The sequence below is a fragment of the Mesorhizobium amorphae CCNWGS0123 genome (assembly GCF_001686985.1).
GTDB classification, from domain to species: Bacteria; Pseudomonadota; Alphaproteobacteria; order Rhizobiales; family Rhizobiaceae; genus Mesorhizobium; species Mesorhizobium amorphae.
The window spans coordinates 966887-982070 of record NZ_CP015318.1; the positions used below are offsets into that span (position 1 = coordinate 966887).

The window sequence follows — 15184 nt, forward strand, 5'->3', positions numbered from 1 at the left end:
GCTGTTGGAGAGTGAAAATGCCTCAGTTTGACGAATTCGAAATCAGGATGCTCGACATCCTGCAGCGCGACGGACGCAAGCCGGTGTCGGAACTCGCCCAGGAAATCGGCCTGTCGACAACGCCTTGCGCGCGCCGCTTCGAGGCCCTGCAGGACACCGGCGTCATCAAGGGCTTTGCCGCCGTCGTCAGCCGTCGCGCCGTCGGCCTGACGGTCGAGGTGTTCATCCAGGTGCGCCTGGTCAGCCATAGCGACGGCTCGCCGGAAAGCTTCATCGCCGCCGTTCAGCGCATGGACGAGGTGTCCGCCTGCTGGACGATGACCGGCGACCACGACTTCCTCCTGCATGTCATGGTGCCGTCGGTCGACGAGCTCAACCACTTCGTCATGCACAGGCTGATGCGGCTTGAAGGCGTGCGCGACGTTCACACCCAGCTCGTGCTGCAGAACATCAAGGGCCCGGGCCATGTGCCGCTCGCGCACCTTCGACGCTAGGGCCGCCTGCCCGCCAATTTTGCGGGAAAGCTGCACGCAAACTGCTGAACAGGGCCAACTCGTCATCCAGATCGCCGGTTAGGACAGGCGGACCGCCGTTGAAAAAGGTCCGCCATGAACATCGTCCTGATCAATCCGCCGCACACCGCCATCGGCAGCCGCGTGCCGGACGACCATCTGCCGCCGCTCGGCCTGCTCGCGCTGGGCGGTCCGCTGCTCGATGCCGGCCACCTTGTGCGCCTCGTCGACGCCGAGTTCGGGCCGATGCCGCTTGCCGCCCTCGTCCGCGACGCCCTTAGCGGCCAACCCGACTGCATCCTCATCGGCCATTCCGGCTCGACCTCGGCGCATCCGACGGCCTTGCGCATCGCGCAGATGATCAAGGCTCACGCCCCGGCAACGATCGTCATCTATGGCGGCGTGTTCCCGACTTATCACTGGCGCGACATTCTCGCTGAAACGGATGTCTTCGACTTCATCGTGCGGGGCGAGGGCGAGGCCACCATCGCAGCACTCATCGGGGCTCTGGAGCGGCGCGGGCCGCTGTCCGAGGTGCATGGCATCGCCTTTCGCGATGATTTGCGCCGCCCCTTCGCCACCCAGCCGGCGAAGACGATCGCCAATCTCGACGATTACCGTGTCGGCTGGGAGCTGATCGACCACCGCCGCTACAGCTATTGGGGCGGCAAGCGCGCCGTGGTCATGCAGTTCTCGCGGGGCTGTCCGCATCTGTGCAACTATTGCGGCCAGCGCGGTTTCTGGACCCGGTGGCGGCACCGCGATCCAAAAAAGTTCGCCCAGGAGATCGCCTGGCTGCATCGCGAGCACGGCGTCGAGCTGATCAACCTCGCCGACGAGAACCCGACGGTCTCGAAGAAGGCATGGCGCGTCTTCCTCGACGCGCTGATCGCCGAGAACGTGCCGGTGCTGATCGTCGGCTCGACCCGCGCCGACGACATCGTACGCGACGCCGACATCCTGCATCTCTATCGCAAGGCAGGCGTCATCCGCTGGCTGCTCGGCATGGAAAACACCGACGAGCAGACGCTGCAATTGATCCGCAAGGGCGGCAGCACCTCCTCCGACCGCGAGGCGATCCGGCTGCTCAGGCAGCATGGCATCCTGTCGATGGCGACCTGGGTCGCCGGCTTCGAGGACGAGGGCTTTCGCGACCTCTGGCGCGGCTTCCGCCAATTGATCGCCTATGACCCGGACCAGATCCAGGCGCTCTATGTCACCCCACACCGCTGGACGCCGTTCTTCCGTATCGCCAGAGACCGCAAGGTGATCCAGCTGGACGCCCGTCTTTGGGACTACAAGCACCAGGTTCTGCAGATGACCCGACTCAAACCCTGGATGCTGTTCTTCAGCGTCAAGCTGATCGAGCTGGCGGTGCAGTCGCGGCCGAAGGCGCTGGCGCGCATCCTGTTCCACAAGGATCCCGAGCAGCGCCATTCGATGCGCTGGTACACGCAGATGGGCCGCCGCGTCTGGTTTCGCGAGGTCTGGGGTTTTCTCGTCCGCGACCGCCGCCTCGAGCACGGCCCGACGCTGGCCGAATTCTGGGGCGCACCGCAGGACCAGGAGGAAGAATCGATGACGGTCGTGCGCCCGCCGCGCAAGCCGGCCGCAGCGCCCGCCGTGATTTCGCCGGGCGCCTGAACGACACGCGGTCACCTTAAAAATATACGCAACGTATGCATATTGACATACGCAGTGTATGTACCCACATCTGACATACGGGGCGTATGTGAACTGCCCCGACAGTGGGATGCAGGCCGAGATCGTCGGGAGATCCGGGCCTGCTAGGTCTAGATGGAGTGAAAATGACCAAACGTGACGCGATCTTCCCTGCCGACCGGCAGGCTCTCTACGAGATCAATCGCTATTCGGCGGCGATCCGCTCGGGCGACTTTCTGTTCGTCTCGGGCCAGGTCGGCAGCCGCGAGGACGGGTCGCCCGAGCCGGTCTTCGAAAAGCAGGTCCAGCTTGCCTTCGACAATCTCGCGGCCGTGCTGAAGGCCGCCGGCTGCACGTTCGACGACATCGTTGACGTCACCACGTTCCACACCGATCCCGCCGCGCAGTGGGGGGCGATTGATGCCGTTCGGCTGAAGGTGTTCGGTGAACCGCCCTACACGAACTGGACCGCGGTCGGCGTGAACTGGCTGGCCGGCTTCGACTTTGAAATAAAGGTCATCGCGCGCCTGCCTCAGCCTGCCTGATCGACTGGCTGCGGCCAATGGCGGCTCAGGGCACGATCAGCGTGCCGGCGCCGTGCTCGGTGAACAGTTCCAGCAGCACCGAATGCGGCGTCTTGCCGTTGAGGATGACGACGCCTTCGACGCCGCGCTCGATCGCCTCGATGCAGGTCTCGACCTTGGGGATCATGCCGCCCGACACCGTACCGTCCTTGATCAGCGCCTTGGCCTCGGCCACCGTAAGCTCGTCGATCAGATTCTTGTTCTTGTCGAGCACGCCGGGCACGTCGGTCAGGAACAACAGGCGTGAGGCCTGGCAGGCGCCGGCGATGGCGCCGGCGAAAGTGTCGGCATTGATGTTGTAGGTATGGCCGTCGCGGCCAGGCGCCACCGGCGCCAGCACCGGGATCATTTCGGAGCGCGCCAGCAGATCGAGCAGCGTGCGGTCGACCTCCACCGGTTCGCCGACGAAGCCGAGGTCCAGCACGCGCTCGATGTTGGAATCCGGGTCGATCATGGTTTTGCGCGCCTTTTCGGCGAACACCATGTTGCCGTCCTTGCCGCACAGGCCGATCGCCCACTCGCCCTCGGCATTGATCAGCGCCACGATCTCCTTGTTGATCGAACCGGCCAGCACCATCTCGACGATCTCGACCGTCTTCTGGTCGGTGACACGCAGGCCGCCCTCGAACTTCGATTCGATGCCCATCTTGTTGAGCATGGCGCCGATCTGCGGCCCGCCGCCATGGACGACGATCGGGTTGACGCCGGATTGTTTCAACAGCGCGATGTCGCGGGCGAAGGCCTTGCCGAGCTCGATGTCGCCCATGGCATGGCCGCCATATTTCACCACCACCGTCTTGTTCTCGTAGCGCTGCATGTAGGGCAGCGCCCTGGAGAGCAGCGCGGCCTGCATTTCGGCGGTGGCGGCGATGTCCGTCATCGGTATGGATCCCAGCTTGGCATGAACGGCGGCGTCTTAGCGGGAATTGGCGCAGGCCGCAAACGGCTTTGCTGTCACAAATTAATGAAAATCGCGTGCTGCGGGACCTAGGCCGGCGCCTTGAGCGGTGCCCGCCGCTTCTGCCAGCCGGAAATCTTCTCCATCTGCGCGGCGAAGGACAACAGCGTCTCCTCGTCGCCTGGGCGTCCGGCGGCCTGGATGCCGAGCGGCAGGCCGGCCGCGGTGACATGGACGGGCAGCGCGATCGATGGCTGGCCGCTGACATTATGGATCGCCGGCCAATGGGTGAACCACAGGCTCTTGTCCATCAATTGCCCGAACAGTGACGGCACCTTCAGAAGCCGGGTGAGGTGCAGCTTGTCCAGCATGTTTTCGATGAATTCGTCGGCGCCCTTCGGGTCCATGGCGCCGCAGGCCAGCGGCGGATGCGCGATGATCGGCATCAGCACGGCGTCGTACTGCGCGGTCTCGCTGATCAGCCGGCGCGACGTTGCATGCAGCCGCTGCAGGATCTCGTAGATCTCGCCAGCGGGAATGATCTCGCCGAAGCGGCTGAGCACGCGCGTGGCGCGCTCGATGTCACCGGCAACAGAGCGGCCGACGCGCAAGGCTTCGGCACGCATGGTACCGGCCACGGCGGAAGCCACCGTCTTGCAGAAATCGGCCATGAAGTCGCGATCGATATAGGACAGGTCGATCTCCGCGACCGTATGGCCGCCCTCGCGCGCCAGCGCCACCGCCGTGTCCAGCGCCGTCAGCGTCTCGGCCGAAATCGGCAGGCCGAGCGGCGATTTCCGGTAGACGGCGAGCTTGAGCTTGCCGGGATCGCGCGCCGCGGCGGCGGCAAAGGAGCCTTTCGGCGACGGTGCGGCATAGGGTGACAGCGGATCGGCGCCGTGGGTCAGGTCGAGCAGCAGCGCCGTATCGCGGACCGAGCGGCTGACGGCATGATCGACGACCATGCCGTACCAGCTCTCGCTGACCAGCGGCGTCAGCGGCACGCGGCCGCGCGAGGTTTTCAGCCCGACCAGCCCGCTGCAGGCCGACGGCACGCGGATCGAGCCGCCGCCGTCCGAGGCATGCGCCGCCGGCACCACGCCGGCCGCCACCAGCGCGGCGGCGCCCCCGGACGAGCCGCCCGTCGTATGGCCCGTGTTCCACGGATTGCGGGTGATGCCGAACGCGGCCGACTCGGTCATCAGCCTCAGCCCGTGCTCGGGCGAGGTGCTGGTGGCGATCGGAATGAGGCCGGCGGCAAGATAGCGCTCGGTCATCACCGAATTGAAGTCGGCGGTGAAAGCCGGAATGCGGCTGCCGCCATGGGTCGGCACGCCTTTTATGGCGATGCCGAGATCCTTGATCGCGAAGGGCACGCCGGCAAGCGGTAGCTTGCGGTCGACGGTTTTGGCGCGCAATCGCGCCGCGTCGTAGAGCGGCTCGGCGATGGCGTTGATATCTGGGCGGGTCGCCTCGGCCCGCGCGATCGCCGCATCGACAAGCTCTTGCGGCGAGACCTCTCCTTGCTGCACCAGCCCGGCCAGGCCGGTTGCATCCTGCTCCCACAACACCCGTTCAACCGACATCGCCGCCCTCTCCCGCCTGGCTGGAGGCTAGCCGCAGGCGATTTCCTTGGCAACGGCGCATGATTTGTCGGTGGGCAAGCAGGCGCGCCTGGAGCAATTCCAGGAAAAGTGTGAAACGGTTTTCCGTCCGGAATTGCGTCAGAACAAAGAGATCGGGGTGGTGAACAACATCGTTTTCCGCGATTGCAAATATAACGCAATCGCCTAATTTGCGGCCATGGCGCCGCAGGATATCAGCAAGCTGATCGTCCGGACTTCGATGAAGGACCGGGCCGCGTTCGATCTGCTCTACAGGCAGACAAGCGCGAAACTTTTCGGCGTCTGCCTTCGTGTATTGAACGATCGGGGAGATGCGGAAGAAGCGCTTCAGGAAGTCTTCGTCAAGATATGGACCAAGGCGGACCGTTTCGCTGTCTCTGATCTGAGCCCGATTTCCTGGCTGGTGGCCATTGCGCGCAATCATGCGATCGATCGCATCAGGGCGCGGCGGGTGCCTGCCGCCCATATCGATGCCGCGCTCGACGTGGCCGATCCGGCGCCGGGACCGGAGGCCATGGTTGTGGCGGGCGGTGAGTCCGAACGCATCTACCATTGTCTCGATGAACTGGAAAAGGACCGGGCGGCGGCCGTCCGGGGCGCCTATCTCAACGGCGAAAGTTATGCCGAACTTGCGGAGCGCCATCGCGTGCCGCTGAACACGATGCGGACCTGGCTGCGGCGCAGCCTGTTGAAGCTTAGGGAATGCCTGGAAAGATGACGCTGGCAGAGGACAACGGACCGGAACGTGGAGGCGACGACCTGTTCGCCGCCGAATACGTTCTTGGCGTGCTCGCCACGGACGAGCGCCAGATCGCGGCCCGCCGCATCGACACCGAAGCCGGTTTCGCCCGTCTGGTCGACAGCTGGGAAGTGCACTTTTCGCCGATGGCCGCCGCCTATCCCGAGATAGAGCCTCCGGCCTCGCTCAAACCGGCGGTCGACCGCCGGCTGTTCGCCTCCTCGTCGACTGCGACACAGCCAAGCGCCGGCCTCTGGTCGAGCCTTGGCTTCTGGCGCGGCCTTGCCGCGGCGGCCGTCGCCGCGCTCGCCATCTACGTCGCCGTGCCCTACCTCAACCCGCCGGTCGTTGCGCCGCAGGAGCGGCTTGTCGCCTCACTGGCGGCCGACGGCAGCGACGTCAAATATCTCGTCGTCTATGACGCGGCGCGCCGCGATGTCGGCCTGTCGCTGGTTTCCGGCGAGCGTGCCGCCGGCAAGGACTTCGAGCTGTGGATGATCGAGGGCAAGAATGCCCCGGTCTCGATGGGCGTCATCCCGGCCGGCCAGACCACGCATTTGGCCGTTACGCCGGCCGTCCAGCAGAAGCTCGCGCAAGGCGCCGTGCTTGCCGTCAGCGTCGAGCCGACAGGTGGCTCTCCGACCGGCCAGCCGACCGGGCCTGTCGTCGCCGCGGGCGATCTCAAAGGCATATGATCCCCGAAATTTGACTTGCCTTACTAGGCAGATTTCAAATCTATCTGCCACGGCAGTTGGATCCTGCAAGCATGCAATCTGGCAAAGATCGTACGGGGAAATTCCATCCCACACGCGTTCGAGACAAAACTTTCTTATCGGTCGACGAAACTCACGCATTTCTGACCCGTATCTTCTTGCGTTCCCAACAACGGGAAACGATATCCAGAGGAGATAGAAATCATGCGTAAACTCGCCACCCTTTTGCTTGCCGGTACGATCGCCGTTTCCGCGCTCGGCGCCGCCGCCTATGCCGCCAATCCGATGGTCGGGGGCGCCCCGATGTATGCCAAGAAGAACATCATCGAGAACGCCGTCAATTCGAAGGACCACACCACGCTGGTTGCAGCCGTCAAGGCCGCAGGCCTGGTCGACACGCTGCAAAGCGCCGGTCCCTTCACCGTGTTCGCGCCGACCAACGAGGCCTTCGCGGCGCTTCCGGCCGGCACCGTCGAAATGCTGCTCAAGCCCGAGAACAAGGACAAGCTGACTAAGATCCTGACCTGCCATGTTATCGGCGCCAAGGCGCTGGCGGCTGACGTGACCAAGATGGTCAAGGATGATGGCGGCGCTCACAAGGCCAAGACCGCGGGCGGCTGCGAACTGACGCTCAAGGCCGATGGCGGCAAGGTCACCGTCACCGACGAGAACGGCAATGTCGCCAACGTGACGATCGCCGATGTCGAGCAGTCGAACGGCGTCATCCACGTCATCGACAAGGTTCTCTTGCCGAAGATGTAACAAAGGGCCCGCTGCCGGCGAACTGGCAGCAAGCACCCTGCCGACCGCGCGGGTCAATGACCCGCGCGGTCGGCATGCGTTCGATCCGCAGCGTTGCTCCAGGGATGGAGCCGGTGCGGAGTGTTCGTTTCCAGGACCGTCACCGGCTTTTGATTTCCGGCTGGCGGTCTAATCTGGCAAATTGATAGCAGGAGGAAATTGCATGACCCGTCGCGACTTTCTCTGGAGCGGCGCTGCCGCCATGGCATTGTTGGCCGGCACGGCGGCAATGCTGCGCATGGGAGGCCCCAAGGATGCGCTGGCAGCCCAGACCTTCGAGGTCACAAAGACCGACGCCGAATGGCACGCCATCCTGTCCGACGCGGCCTACAACGTGCTGCGCAAGGAAGGCACGGAATACCCCGGCACCAGCCCGCTGCTCAACGAGCACCGCAAGGGCGTTTTCGCCTGCGCCGGCTGCGACCTGCCGCTCTATTCGTCCGAGACCAAGTTCGATTCCGGCACCGGCTGGCCGAGCTTCTGGCAGGAGCTTCCCAATGCCGTCGGCAAGACCGTGGACCGTTCGCTCGGCATGACCCGCACCGAAGTCCACTGCCGCCGTTGCGGCGGCCATCTCGGCCATGTCTTCGACGACGGGCCGCCGCCGACCGGCCTGCGCCACTGCATCAACGGCGTCGCACTGACCTTCAAGCCGGCTGCGGCCTAGATCAGGCGACAAATTTGGAATTGCGGCTGTGAGGCCCCCTCTGCTTAAAAGATGGGGCCAAAACAGTTAAGTTCAAGAATTGCCAGATGGCCTTTTATGCATAGATTTCGGAGCCCTGCCTGAGGAGGGCCTGAAGATATGCAGCAAAAAGAACAACGCGTTCGCGACGGCGGGCGCGAACCGATCGGACGTGTTGATGCAGACCGGTCGATCATCTCTCATCAAGTGGTGATCGCCGGAGGTGGTCCGACAGGGCTGATGCTGGCAGGAGAACTGGCATTGGCGGGCGTCGATGTCGCCGTGGTGGAGCGGCGCGCCAGCCAGGACCTCGTCGGTTCGCGCTCGGGCGGCCTGCATTCACGCACGATCGAAGTCTTCGATCAGCGCGGAATCGCCGACCGGTTCCTCACGCAGGGACAGGTTGCCCAGGTTGCGGGGTTCGCTGGGATGTCCCTGGACATCAGCGACTTTCCCACCCGCCACAACTACGGGCTGGCCCTATGGCAGAAGCACATCGAGCATATCCTTGCCGGTTGGGTCGATGAGCTGCCGATTACGATCTATCGCCGTCTTGAGGTCACGGGCTTCGTGCAGGACGACACCGGCGTCGACGTCGCGCTGTCCGACGGCCGATCGCTGCATGCCGATTATCTTGTCGGCTGCGACGGCGGACGAAGTCTCGTGCGCAAGGCAGCCGGCATCGATTTCGCCGGTTCGGACCCGACAACCAGCAACCTGATCGCCGAGGTCGAGATCTCAGGGGAGCCGGAATGGGGCATCCGCCGAGATGTCATCGGCATTCATGCCTTCAGCAGGCCGGAGGATGGGTCGGTACGGGTGCTGGTGACCGAACGGCAGGTCGGGACCGGAGAGCCCACCCTGCGCGATCTGAGCGAGGCGCTCATCGCAGTGTACGGCACCGATTATGGGGTCCACAGTCCGACCTCGATTTCGCGGTTCACCGATATGGCACGGCAGGCAGAGTCCTACCGCAAGGGGCGAGTGCTGCTCGCCGGTGACGCCGCGCATGTGCATCCCCCGGATGGTGGGCAGGGGCTCCAGACCGGCGTGCAGGATGCGGTAAACCTGGGATGGAAGCTGGCCCAGGTGATCAACAGAACCTCGCCGGAAAGCCTGCTCGACACCTACCAGGCCGAGCGCCATCCGGTTGCCGCGCTTGTGTTGCGAAATACGTTGGCGTCTGTCGCGCTTCGCCGCGAGGATGAGCGCACGAAGGCGCTGCGAGACACGATGTCCGAGCTTCTCGCCATGGCGGAGCTGCGCAAGCGCTTCGCCGGCATGATGTCCGGTCTGGACATTCACTATGACCTCGGCGAGGGGCACGAACTGCTCGGCCGCCGCATGCCGGACCTCGACCTCGTTACCGCCGCCGGCCCGATACGGGTCTTCACCCTGCTGCACGGGGCTCGGCCGCTGCTGCTCAACCTCGGCGAACCCGGCGCTTTCGACATCGGGCCATGGGCGCATCGGGTTCGGACGTTCGACGCCAGCTACGACGGCGCATGGGAGCTTCCGGTGCTAGGAGCGGTTGCTGCCCCCGGCGCCGTGCTTATCCGGCCCGACGGCTATGTGGCCTGGGTTGGCGGGCCAACGCCGACGCCGCTGGCCGACGTGCTGACCAGATGGTTCGGACCGCCTGGCGCGGCATAGCACCGGCATAGCCCATTTCCTGATATGGAGGGGATGGTTTGATCTTTTAGCATGACCCCGGAAATCGTTTCCAATTTCCGGGGTCATGCGCGAGAGCGCCAGGCGGGGGTTCCGGCGCTCTCAATGGCCTCCGCCGCCACCGCCACCCTGTCCGGCCGGCTTGCGGATAAACAGGACGAAAAGTCCCAGCGTCGCGAACAGCACCGTCAGCATGAAGAACACGTCCATGAAGGACAGCAGCGCCGCCTGCTGCTGGACCATGCCCGACAGTTTGGAGATCGCTGCCTTTGAGGCATCGAGCCCGGCGGTCTGCTCGAAGTTGAGCGTCATGTTCTGCAGCTTGGTCTGGGCCTCGGCACTGCCCCACTGCACGTGCTCGGCAAGCCTTGCATAGTGGAAGGCGTTGCGGTCGATCAGCACCGTGTTGATGACGGCGAGGCCGACGGCGCCGCCGAGATTGCGGGTGAGGTTGAACAGGCCCGACGCATTCTTCAGCCGATCCGGCGGCAAGGTGCCCAGCGCGATGTTGTTGATCGGCACCATGCACAGCATCATCGAGCAGCCGCGCAGGATCTGCGGGATCAGCAATTCATAAAAATCCCAGTCGGCGGTCAGATGCGTCATCCACCATGTGCCGGTGGCGAAGCCGAAGAAACCGATCATCATCATCAGCCGCAGATCGATCTTGTTCGACAAGATGCCTGCAACGGGCGCGGTGAAGAACATCGCCAGGCCGCTGACGAACAGCGCCTCGCCGATCATCATCGAATCGTAGCCGCGGATACGGCCGAGGAACACCGGATAGAGATAGGTGAGCCCGTACAGGCCGATGCCGACGACGAAAGAGAACAGCGAGCCGAAGGCGAAGTTGACGTTGCTGAAAGCCCTGAGGTCGACGATCGGCTCCTCGGCGGTGAAGACGCGCCAGAAGAACAGCACCGCGCCGACGGTCATGATGATGGCGCAGGCGAAAACCGCCGGCTCCTGCAGCCAGTCATGGTTCGGGCCTTCCTCCAGCACATATTCCATACAGCCGAGGAAGGCGGCCATGCCGGCAAGGCCCCACCAGTCGAACTTGCTGAACAGCTTGAGGTTCGGCTTGTCGAAATCGATCAGCGACCAGGCCGCCGTCGCCACAAGGATGCCCGGCACGACATTGATCAGGAACAGCCAGTGCCAGGACATGGCGTGGCTGATATAGCCGCCGACGGTCGGGCCGATGGTCGGGGCCAGCGTCGCCACCAGGCCAATCATCGGCGAGACGAAGGCGCGGCGCGACGGCGGGAAGATTGTGAAGGCGGCCGCGAAGACGCTGGGGATCATGCCGCCGCCGATAAAACCCTGGATGGCGCGGTAAACGATCATCTGGTCGATGTTGGTGGCCGTCGCCGCCAGCGCGCTGGCGGCGGTGAAGCCCGCCGCCGAAACCGTGAACAGCACGCGCGTCGACAGCATCCGGCTGAGGAAGCCGGACAGCGGGATCATCACCACCTCGGCGATCAAATAGGCGGTCTGCACCCACGGGATCTCGTCGGAGCTGGCGCTGAGGCCCGCCTGGATCTCGGACAGCGAAGCCGAGACGATCTGGATGTCCAGGATTGCCATGAACATGCCGAACACCATCGCCAGGAAGGCGATGACGCGGCGAACCGGTATGTGGTCGGCCTGCGCCGGAATGGCCGGTGCCGATCCTGCGGTCAGGGTTGCGGTCGCCATGACACTGCTCCCGAGGTTCGCTTACTTCACCGCGGCCGGCGCGGTGCGGCTGTCGACGGCGACGACGACGCTCAAGCCAGCACGCAGCCTGCCGGTCTTCAGCACGTCCGCCGGCACATCGATGCGCACCGGGATACGCTGCACGACCTTGGTGAAGTTGCCGGTCGCGTTTTCCGGCGGCAGCAGCGAGAACACGGCACCCGAGGCTGGCGCCAGCGACGACACCGTGCCTTCGAAATCCTGGCCATCGGTCGCATCGACCGAAATCCGGACCTTCTCGCCGGGCACCAGCCGGGCAAGCTGCGTCTCCTTGAAGTTGGCGACGATGTAGAGCTTGTCCATCGGCACGATCACCGCAAGCTTCTGTCCGGGGCTGACCAGGTCGCCCTGCTCGACCGAACGATTGCCGACGACGCCGTCATAGGGCGCCTTGAGCACGGTGAAGGAAAGGTCGCGTGCCGCCTTGTCGTGGCTGAGCTGCAGCGAGGCCAGCGTACTTGCCGATTCCGCGCGCTGCGCCTCGAGCACACCGATATTGGCCTGCGCCGCGGCGATCTGGGCGTCGGCACCGACAAGCGCGGCCTTGGCCTGATCGAGAGCGGTCTGGGCGTCGTCGAGCTGTGCCTGCGTGCCGACATACGTCTTCAGCAATTGCGCCGCGCGCTGCTGGGCGCGACCGGCATTGTCGGCCGCGGCTTGATCAGCGATCTTCTGCGCCTCAGCCTGCTGGAGCGAGGCCTGTGCAGCCTTGGTCTGCGCGTCTATGCGGTCGAGCGTCTTGCTCAAGGTGGCGATCTGCGCCTCGGCCTGGGCGACGGCTATCTTGTAGTCGCCGTCATCGACGGTCAGCAGCGGGTCGCCGGCCTTGACCTGTTGGTTCTCGCTCACCTTGACCTGGTCGACATAGCCGGAGATCTTCGGCGAAACGAACGCCATGTCGGCCTGGACATAGGCGTCGTCGGTTGAGATCATGAAGCGGCCATCGGTCCAGTAATCATAGCCGTACCAGGCGCCGGCGCCGAGCAATCCGAGCCCGATGATGGGCAAAAGCAGGGAGCGCACCGAGCGCTTCTTCTTCGCCGGCGCCTCGGCCGGTGCGTCGGTGACGGGCTGCAAGGGCACTTCCGGCGCTTCGGTCGCGGGAGCGACCTTGGCATTGGGGAATGGGCGGACTTCGGCGGTGACGGGCGTATTCGAGGACATGATATCTCTCTACAAGTCTACATAAGCGAAATCTGTTAGACTGAACCGTTCGGTTCGATATGGGCGTTGACTTAGCGCTAAAACGGGCCCATATCAAGGGGCAATCGAACCGTTCGGTTCGAATTATTTGCGAGGTGTGACTTTTATGGCCGAAACACTATCCGACACCGGCAAGGACCAGTGCGATGTGCTGGACAGCCTGCGTCGCGGTCGCCCGGCGGCCGGACAGGATCCGGTCAAACGCAGCCAGATCATCGAAGGCGCCCGCCGCGTCTTCATCGACAAGGGCTTCGAAGCCGCGTCGATGAATGACATCACGCGCGAGGCCGGTGTCTCCAAGGGCACGATCTATGTCTATTTCGCCAACAAGGAAGAGCTGTTCGAGGCGCTGATCGAGGAAGAGCGCGGCACGATCTTCAAGAATATGTACGACATGCTCGACCGCGCCGACGATCTTCGCCAGACGCTGGTGAAGTTCGGCAAGGTGCTGTCGCTCAAGATCACATCGGCCAAGGTGATCCAGGCGCAGCGCACGGTGATCGGCGCGGCGGACAGGATACCCGACATGGGCGCGCGGTTTTACGAACGCGGCCCGAAACGCGGCCATGACAGGGTGGCGACTTTTCTCAATGCCGCGATCGAACGCGGCCTGCTCAAGATCGACGATGTCGATCTTGCCGCCTATCAGTTCACGGAACTCTGCCTGGCCGGCCTTTTCCGGCAATGCATGTTCGCCTACCGTACCAAGGCCCCGAGCCAGGAGGAAATCGACCATGTCGTCAGGTCGGGCGTCGCCATGTTCCTGAAGGCCTACGGCACCGAAAAGCTTGCCGAGGAAGAGAGCCACCAGATGATTGCGCTGGAGGCGAAGCGCTGACTTGTTGGCGCAATTCCGGACGGAAAACCGCTACACACCGTTCCTGGAATTGCCTTAGCCGCCATTGGCGGCGAGCACGATCGCCGCGCGCAATTCCTCGAGGCCCTCGCTCTTCTCCGACGATGTCGCCAGAACGAACGGAAACGCTGCCGGCCGCTTCTTGATCTTGGCAAGCGTCTCCTCGATCAGCCGCGGCACGCCAGCCGCCTTGATCTTGTCGGTCTTGGTCAGCACGATCTGGTAGGACACAGCCGCCTTGTCGAGCAGCGACAGCACCTCGTCGTCCTTGGCCTTGATGCCGTGGCGGGCGTCGATCAGCACATAGACGCGCTTCAGCGTCACGCGGCCCTTGAGATAGTCGAAAACCAGCTTCGTCCAGTCGTCGACCTTTTCCTTCGGAGCGCTCGCATAGCCGTAGCCCGGCATGTCGACCAGCGCCATCGGCGGCAGGTCGGTGCCTTCGCCGGAAAACCCGCCCGGCACGAAGTAGTTGAGCTCCTGCGTCCGCCCCGGCGTGTTGGAGGTGCGCGCCAGCCCCTTCTGGTTGACCAGTGCGTTGATCAGCGACGACTTGCCGACATTCGAGCGGCCGGCGAAGGCGATCTCCGGCGGCCCCTCCGGCGGCAGGAATTTCATCGCCGGCACGCCGCGGATGAAGATCCAGGCCTGCGTGAACAGTTCGGGAGCGATCACGGTCTTGTCCAGGGCGCTCAAACCGCGGCCTCCAGCCGGGCAATGTCGGCGCCCCTGATGGCATTGAGGTTGCGGCTGATCTTGTCCACCGGCCAGTTCCACCATGCCGCCATCAGCAGCCGCCGGACTGTCTTGTCGTCGAAGCGCATTTTCACCACCTTGGCCGCATTTCCGGCAACGATCGCATAGGGCGGCACGTCGTGCGTGACAACCGATTTTGCCGCGACGATGGCGCCATGGCCGATCGTCACACCGGGCATTATCACCGCGTCCATGCCGATCCATACATCATTGCCGAGCACCGTGTCGCCGCGTATTTCCTTCGACCATGTCTTTGCGTCGAAACCCTCTTCCCAGCCATGGCCGAAGATGTTGAACGGATAGGTCGAGAAGCCGGACATGGCGTGGTTGGCGCCGTTCATGATGAAGCGCGCGCCCTCGGCGATGGCGCAGAACTTGCCGATGATCAGCCTGTCGCCGATGAACGGGTAGTGGTGCAGCACGCAGCGCTCGGCAAATTTGTCGGGCCCGTCCGGGTCGTCATAATAGGTGAAGTCGCCGATTTCGACGTTCGGCGCGTTGACCAGCCCTTTCAGGAAACCGACGCGCATATGCATCGGGATCGGATGCTTGATGTTTGGGTTGGGTCCGCTCATGGCCTGGCTCCGTATCATCTCGGGCAGGTCCAAAATAGCGTGATTTGGGGCAAGATAAACCGGGGTCCCGCGAAGGACGACAGGACCCCGGTCGCCGGGACGGCCTCCCAAACACCGGCGCGTCTGCGCCGGAAGCCGTCACCGTGGCGTGGTGTATTGCCGAGACT

The 15184-nt window shown here is 64.0% G+C and carries 16 protein-coding genes; 10 read left to right on the forward strand and 6 right to left on the reverse strand.

What is annotated here, in order from left to right; all coding sequences use genetic code 11:
• The first annotated feature begins 17 nt into the window (after positions 1-17).
• From A6B35_RS04675 to A6B35_RS04685, 3 genes are all read left to right on the forward strand, one after another.
• Positions 18-494, forward strand: coding sequence for an Lrp/AsnC family transcriptional regulator (locus A6B35_RS04675; protein WP_006200635.1), 477 nt, complete (start codon positions 18-20; stop codon positions 492-494).
• Positions 495-608: 114 nt separating this feature from the next.
• Positions 609-2156: a magnesium-protoporphyrin IX monomethyl ester anaerobic oxidative cyclase gene (gene bchE, locus A6B35_RS04680; protein ID WP_006200636.1), complete on the forward strand. Its 1548-nt coding sequence runs from the start codon at positions 609-611 to the stop codon at positions 2154-2156.
• A gap of 164 nt (positions 2157-2320) precedes the next feature.
• Complete coding sequence (locus A6B35_RS04685) at positions 2321-2719, forward strand: RidA family protein (RefSeq protein WP_006200637.1); 399 nt, start codon at positions 2321-2323, stop codon at positions 2717-2719.
• Between the two features lie 25 nt (positions 2720-2744).
• On the opposite strand, the gene argB is transcribed toward A6B35_RS04685, so the two are convergent.
• Both argB and A6B35_RS04695 read right to left on the reverse strand, forming a co-directional pair.
• Positions 2745-3638 carry an acetylglutamate kinase gene (gene argB / locus A6B35_RS04690; RefSeq protein WP_006200638.1) on the reverse strand — a complete coding sequence of 298 codons (894 nt, stop codon included), beginning with the start codon at positions 3636-3638 and terminating at the stop codon, positions 2745-2747.
• Positions 3639-3745: 107 nt separating this feature from the next.
• Positions 3746-5242 carry an amidase gene (locus A6B35_RS04695; RefSeq protein WP_006200639.1) on the reverse strand — a complete coding sequence of 499 codons (1497 nt, stop codon included), beginning with the start codon at positions 5240-5242 and terminating at the stop codon, positions 3746-3748.
• Between the two features lie 46 nt (positions 5243-5288).
• Here A6B35_RS04695 and A6B35_RS35425 point away from each other — a divergent pair, with 46 nt between their 5' ends.
• The 6 genes from A6B35_RS35425 (at position 5289) to A6B35_RS04720 (ending at position 9872) form a co-directional block, all read left to right on the forward strand.
• On the forward strand, positions 5289-5450 hold the full coding sequence (locus tag A6B35_RS35425) for a hypothetical protein (protein ID WP_006200640.1): 162 nt from the start codon (positions 5289-5291) through the stop codon (positions 5448-5450).
• Between the two features lie 9 nt (positions 5451-5459).
• Entirely contained in the window at positions 5460-5999 is a 540-nt protein-coding gene (locus A6B35_RS04700) for a sigma-70 family RNA polymerase sigma factor (RefSeq protein ID WP_006200641.1), read from the forward strand.
• A complete protein-coding gene (locus A6B35_RS04705; protein WP_006200642.1) occupies positions 5996-6715 on the forward strand; it encodes an anti-sigma factor in 720 nt (239 codons plus the stop codon). The genes A6B35_RS04700 and A6B35_RS04705 overlap by 4 nt, the downstream gene beginning before the upstream one ends.
• Positions 6716-6937: 222 nt before the next feature.
• A complete protein-coding gene (locus A6B35_RS04710) occupies positions 6938-7495 on the forward strand; it encodes a fasciclin domain-containing protein (protein WP_006200643.1) in 558 nt (185 codons plus the stop codon).
• A gap of 202 nt (positions 7496-7697) precedes the next feature.
• The gene (msrB, locus tag A6B35_RS04715) at positions 7698-8201 is read left to right on the forward strand and encodes a peptide-methionine (R)-S-oxide reductase MsrB (RefSeq protein WP_006200644.1); all 504 of its coding nucleotides are present in this window, start codon (positions 7698-7700) and stop codon (positions 8199-8201) included.
• Positions 8202-8459: 258 nt separating this feature from the next.
• On the forward strand, positions 8460-9872 hold the full coding sequence (locus tag A6B35_RS04720; RefSeq protein ID WP_425312835.1) for an FAD-dependent monooxygenase: 1413 nt from the start codon (positions 8460-8462) through the stop codon (positions 9870-9872).
• A gap of 120 nt (positions 9873-9992) precedes the next feature.
• Here the strand turns inward: A6B35_RS04720 and A6B35_RS04725 are convergent, their stop codons facing one another.
• A complete protein-coding gene (locus A6B35_RS04725; RefSeq protein WP_006200646.1) occupies positions 9993-11588 on the reverse strand; it encodes a DHA2 family efflux MFS transporter permease subunit in 1596 nt (531 codons plus the stop codon).
• 21 nt (positions 11589-11609) lie between these two features.
• Positions 11610-12791, reverse strand: coding sequence for an HlyD family secretion protein (locus tag A6B35_RS04730; protein WP_006200647.1), 1182 nt, complete (start codon positions 12789-12791; stop codon positions 11610-11612).
• A gap of 145 nt (positions 12792-12936) precedes the next feature.
• On the opposite strand from A6B35_RS04730, the gene A6B35_RS04735 reads away from it, so the two are divergent.
• Positions 12937-13668, forward strand: coding sequence for a TetR/AcrR family transcriptional regulator (locus tag A6B35_RS04735; RefSeq protein ID WP_006200648.1), 732 nt, complete (start codon positions 12937-12939; stop codon positions 13666-13668).
• Between the two features lie 54 nt (positions 13669-13722).
• Here A6B35_RS04735 and yihA read toward each other — a convergent pair whose 3' ends face one another.
• Together yihA and A6B35_RS04745 are read right to left on the reverse strand one after the other, a co-directional pair.
• Positions 13723-14304, reverse strand: coding sequence for a ribosome biogenesis GTP-binding protein YihA/YsxC (gene yihA / locus A6B35_RS04740; RefSeq protein WP_425312836.1), 582 nt, complete (start codon positions 14302-14304; stop codon positions 13723-13725).
• Positions 14305-14378: 74 nt separating this feature from the next.
• Positions 14379-15017 carry a CatB-related O-acetyltransferase gene (locus A6B35_RS04745; RefSeq protein WP_006200650.1) on the reverse strand — a complete coding sequence of 213 codons (639 nt, stop codon included), beginning with the start codon at positions 15015-15017 and terminating at the stop codon, positions 14379-14381.
• Between the last annotated feature and the right edge of the window lie 167 nt (positions 15018-15184).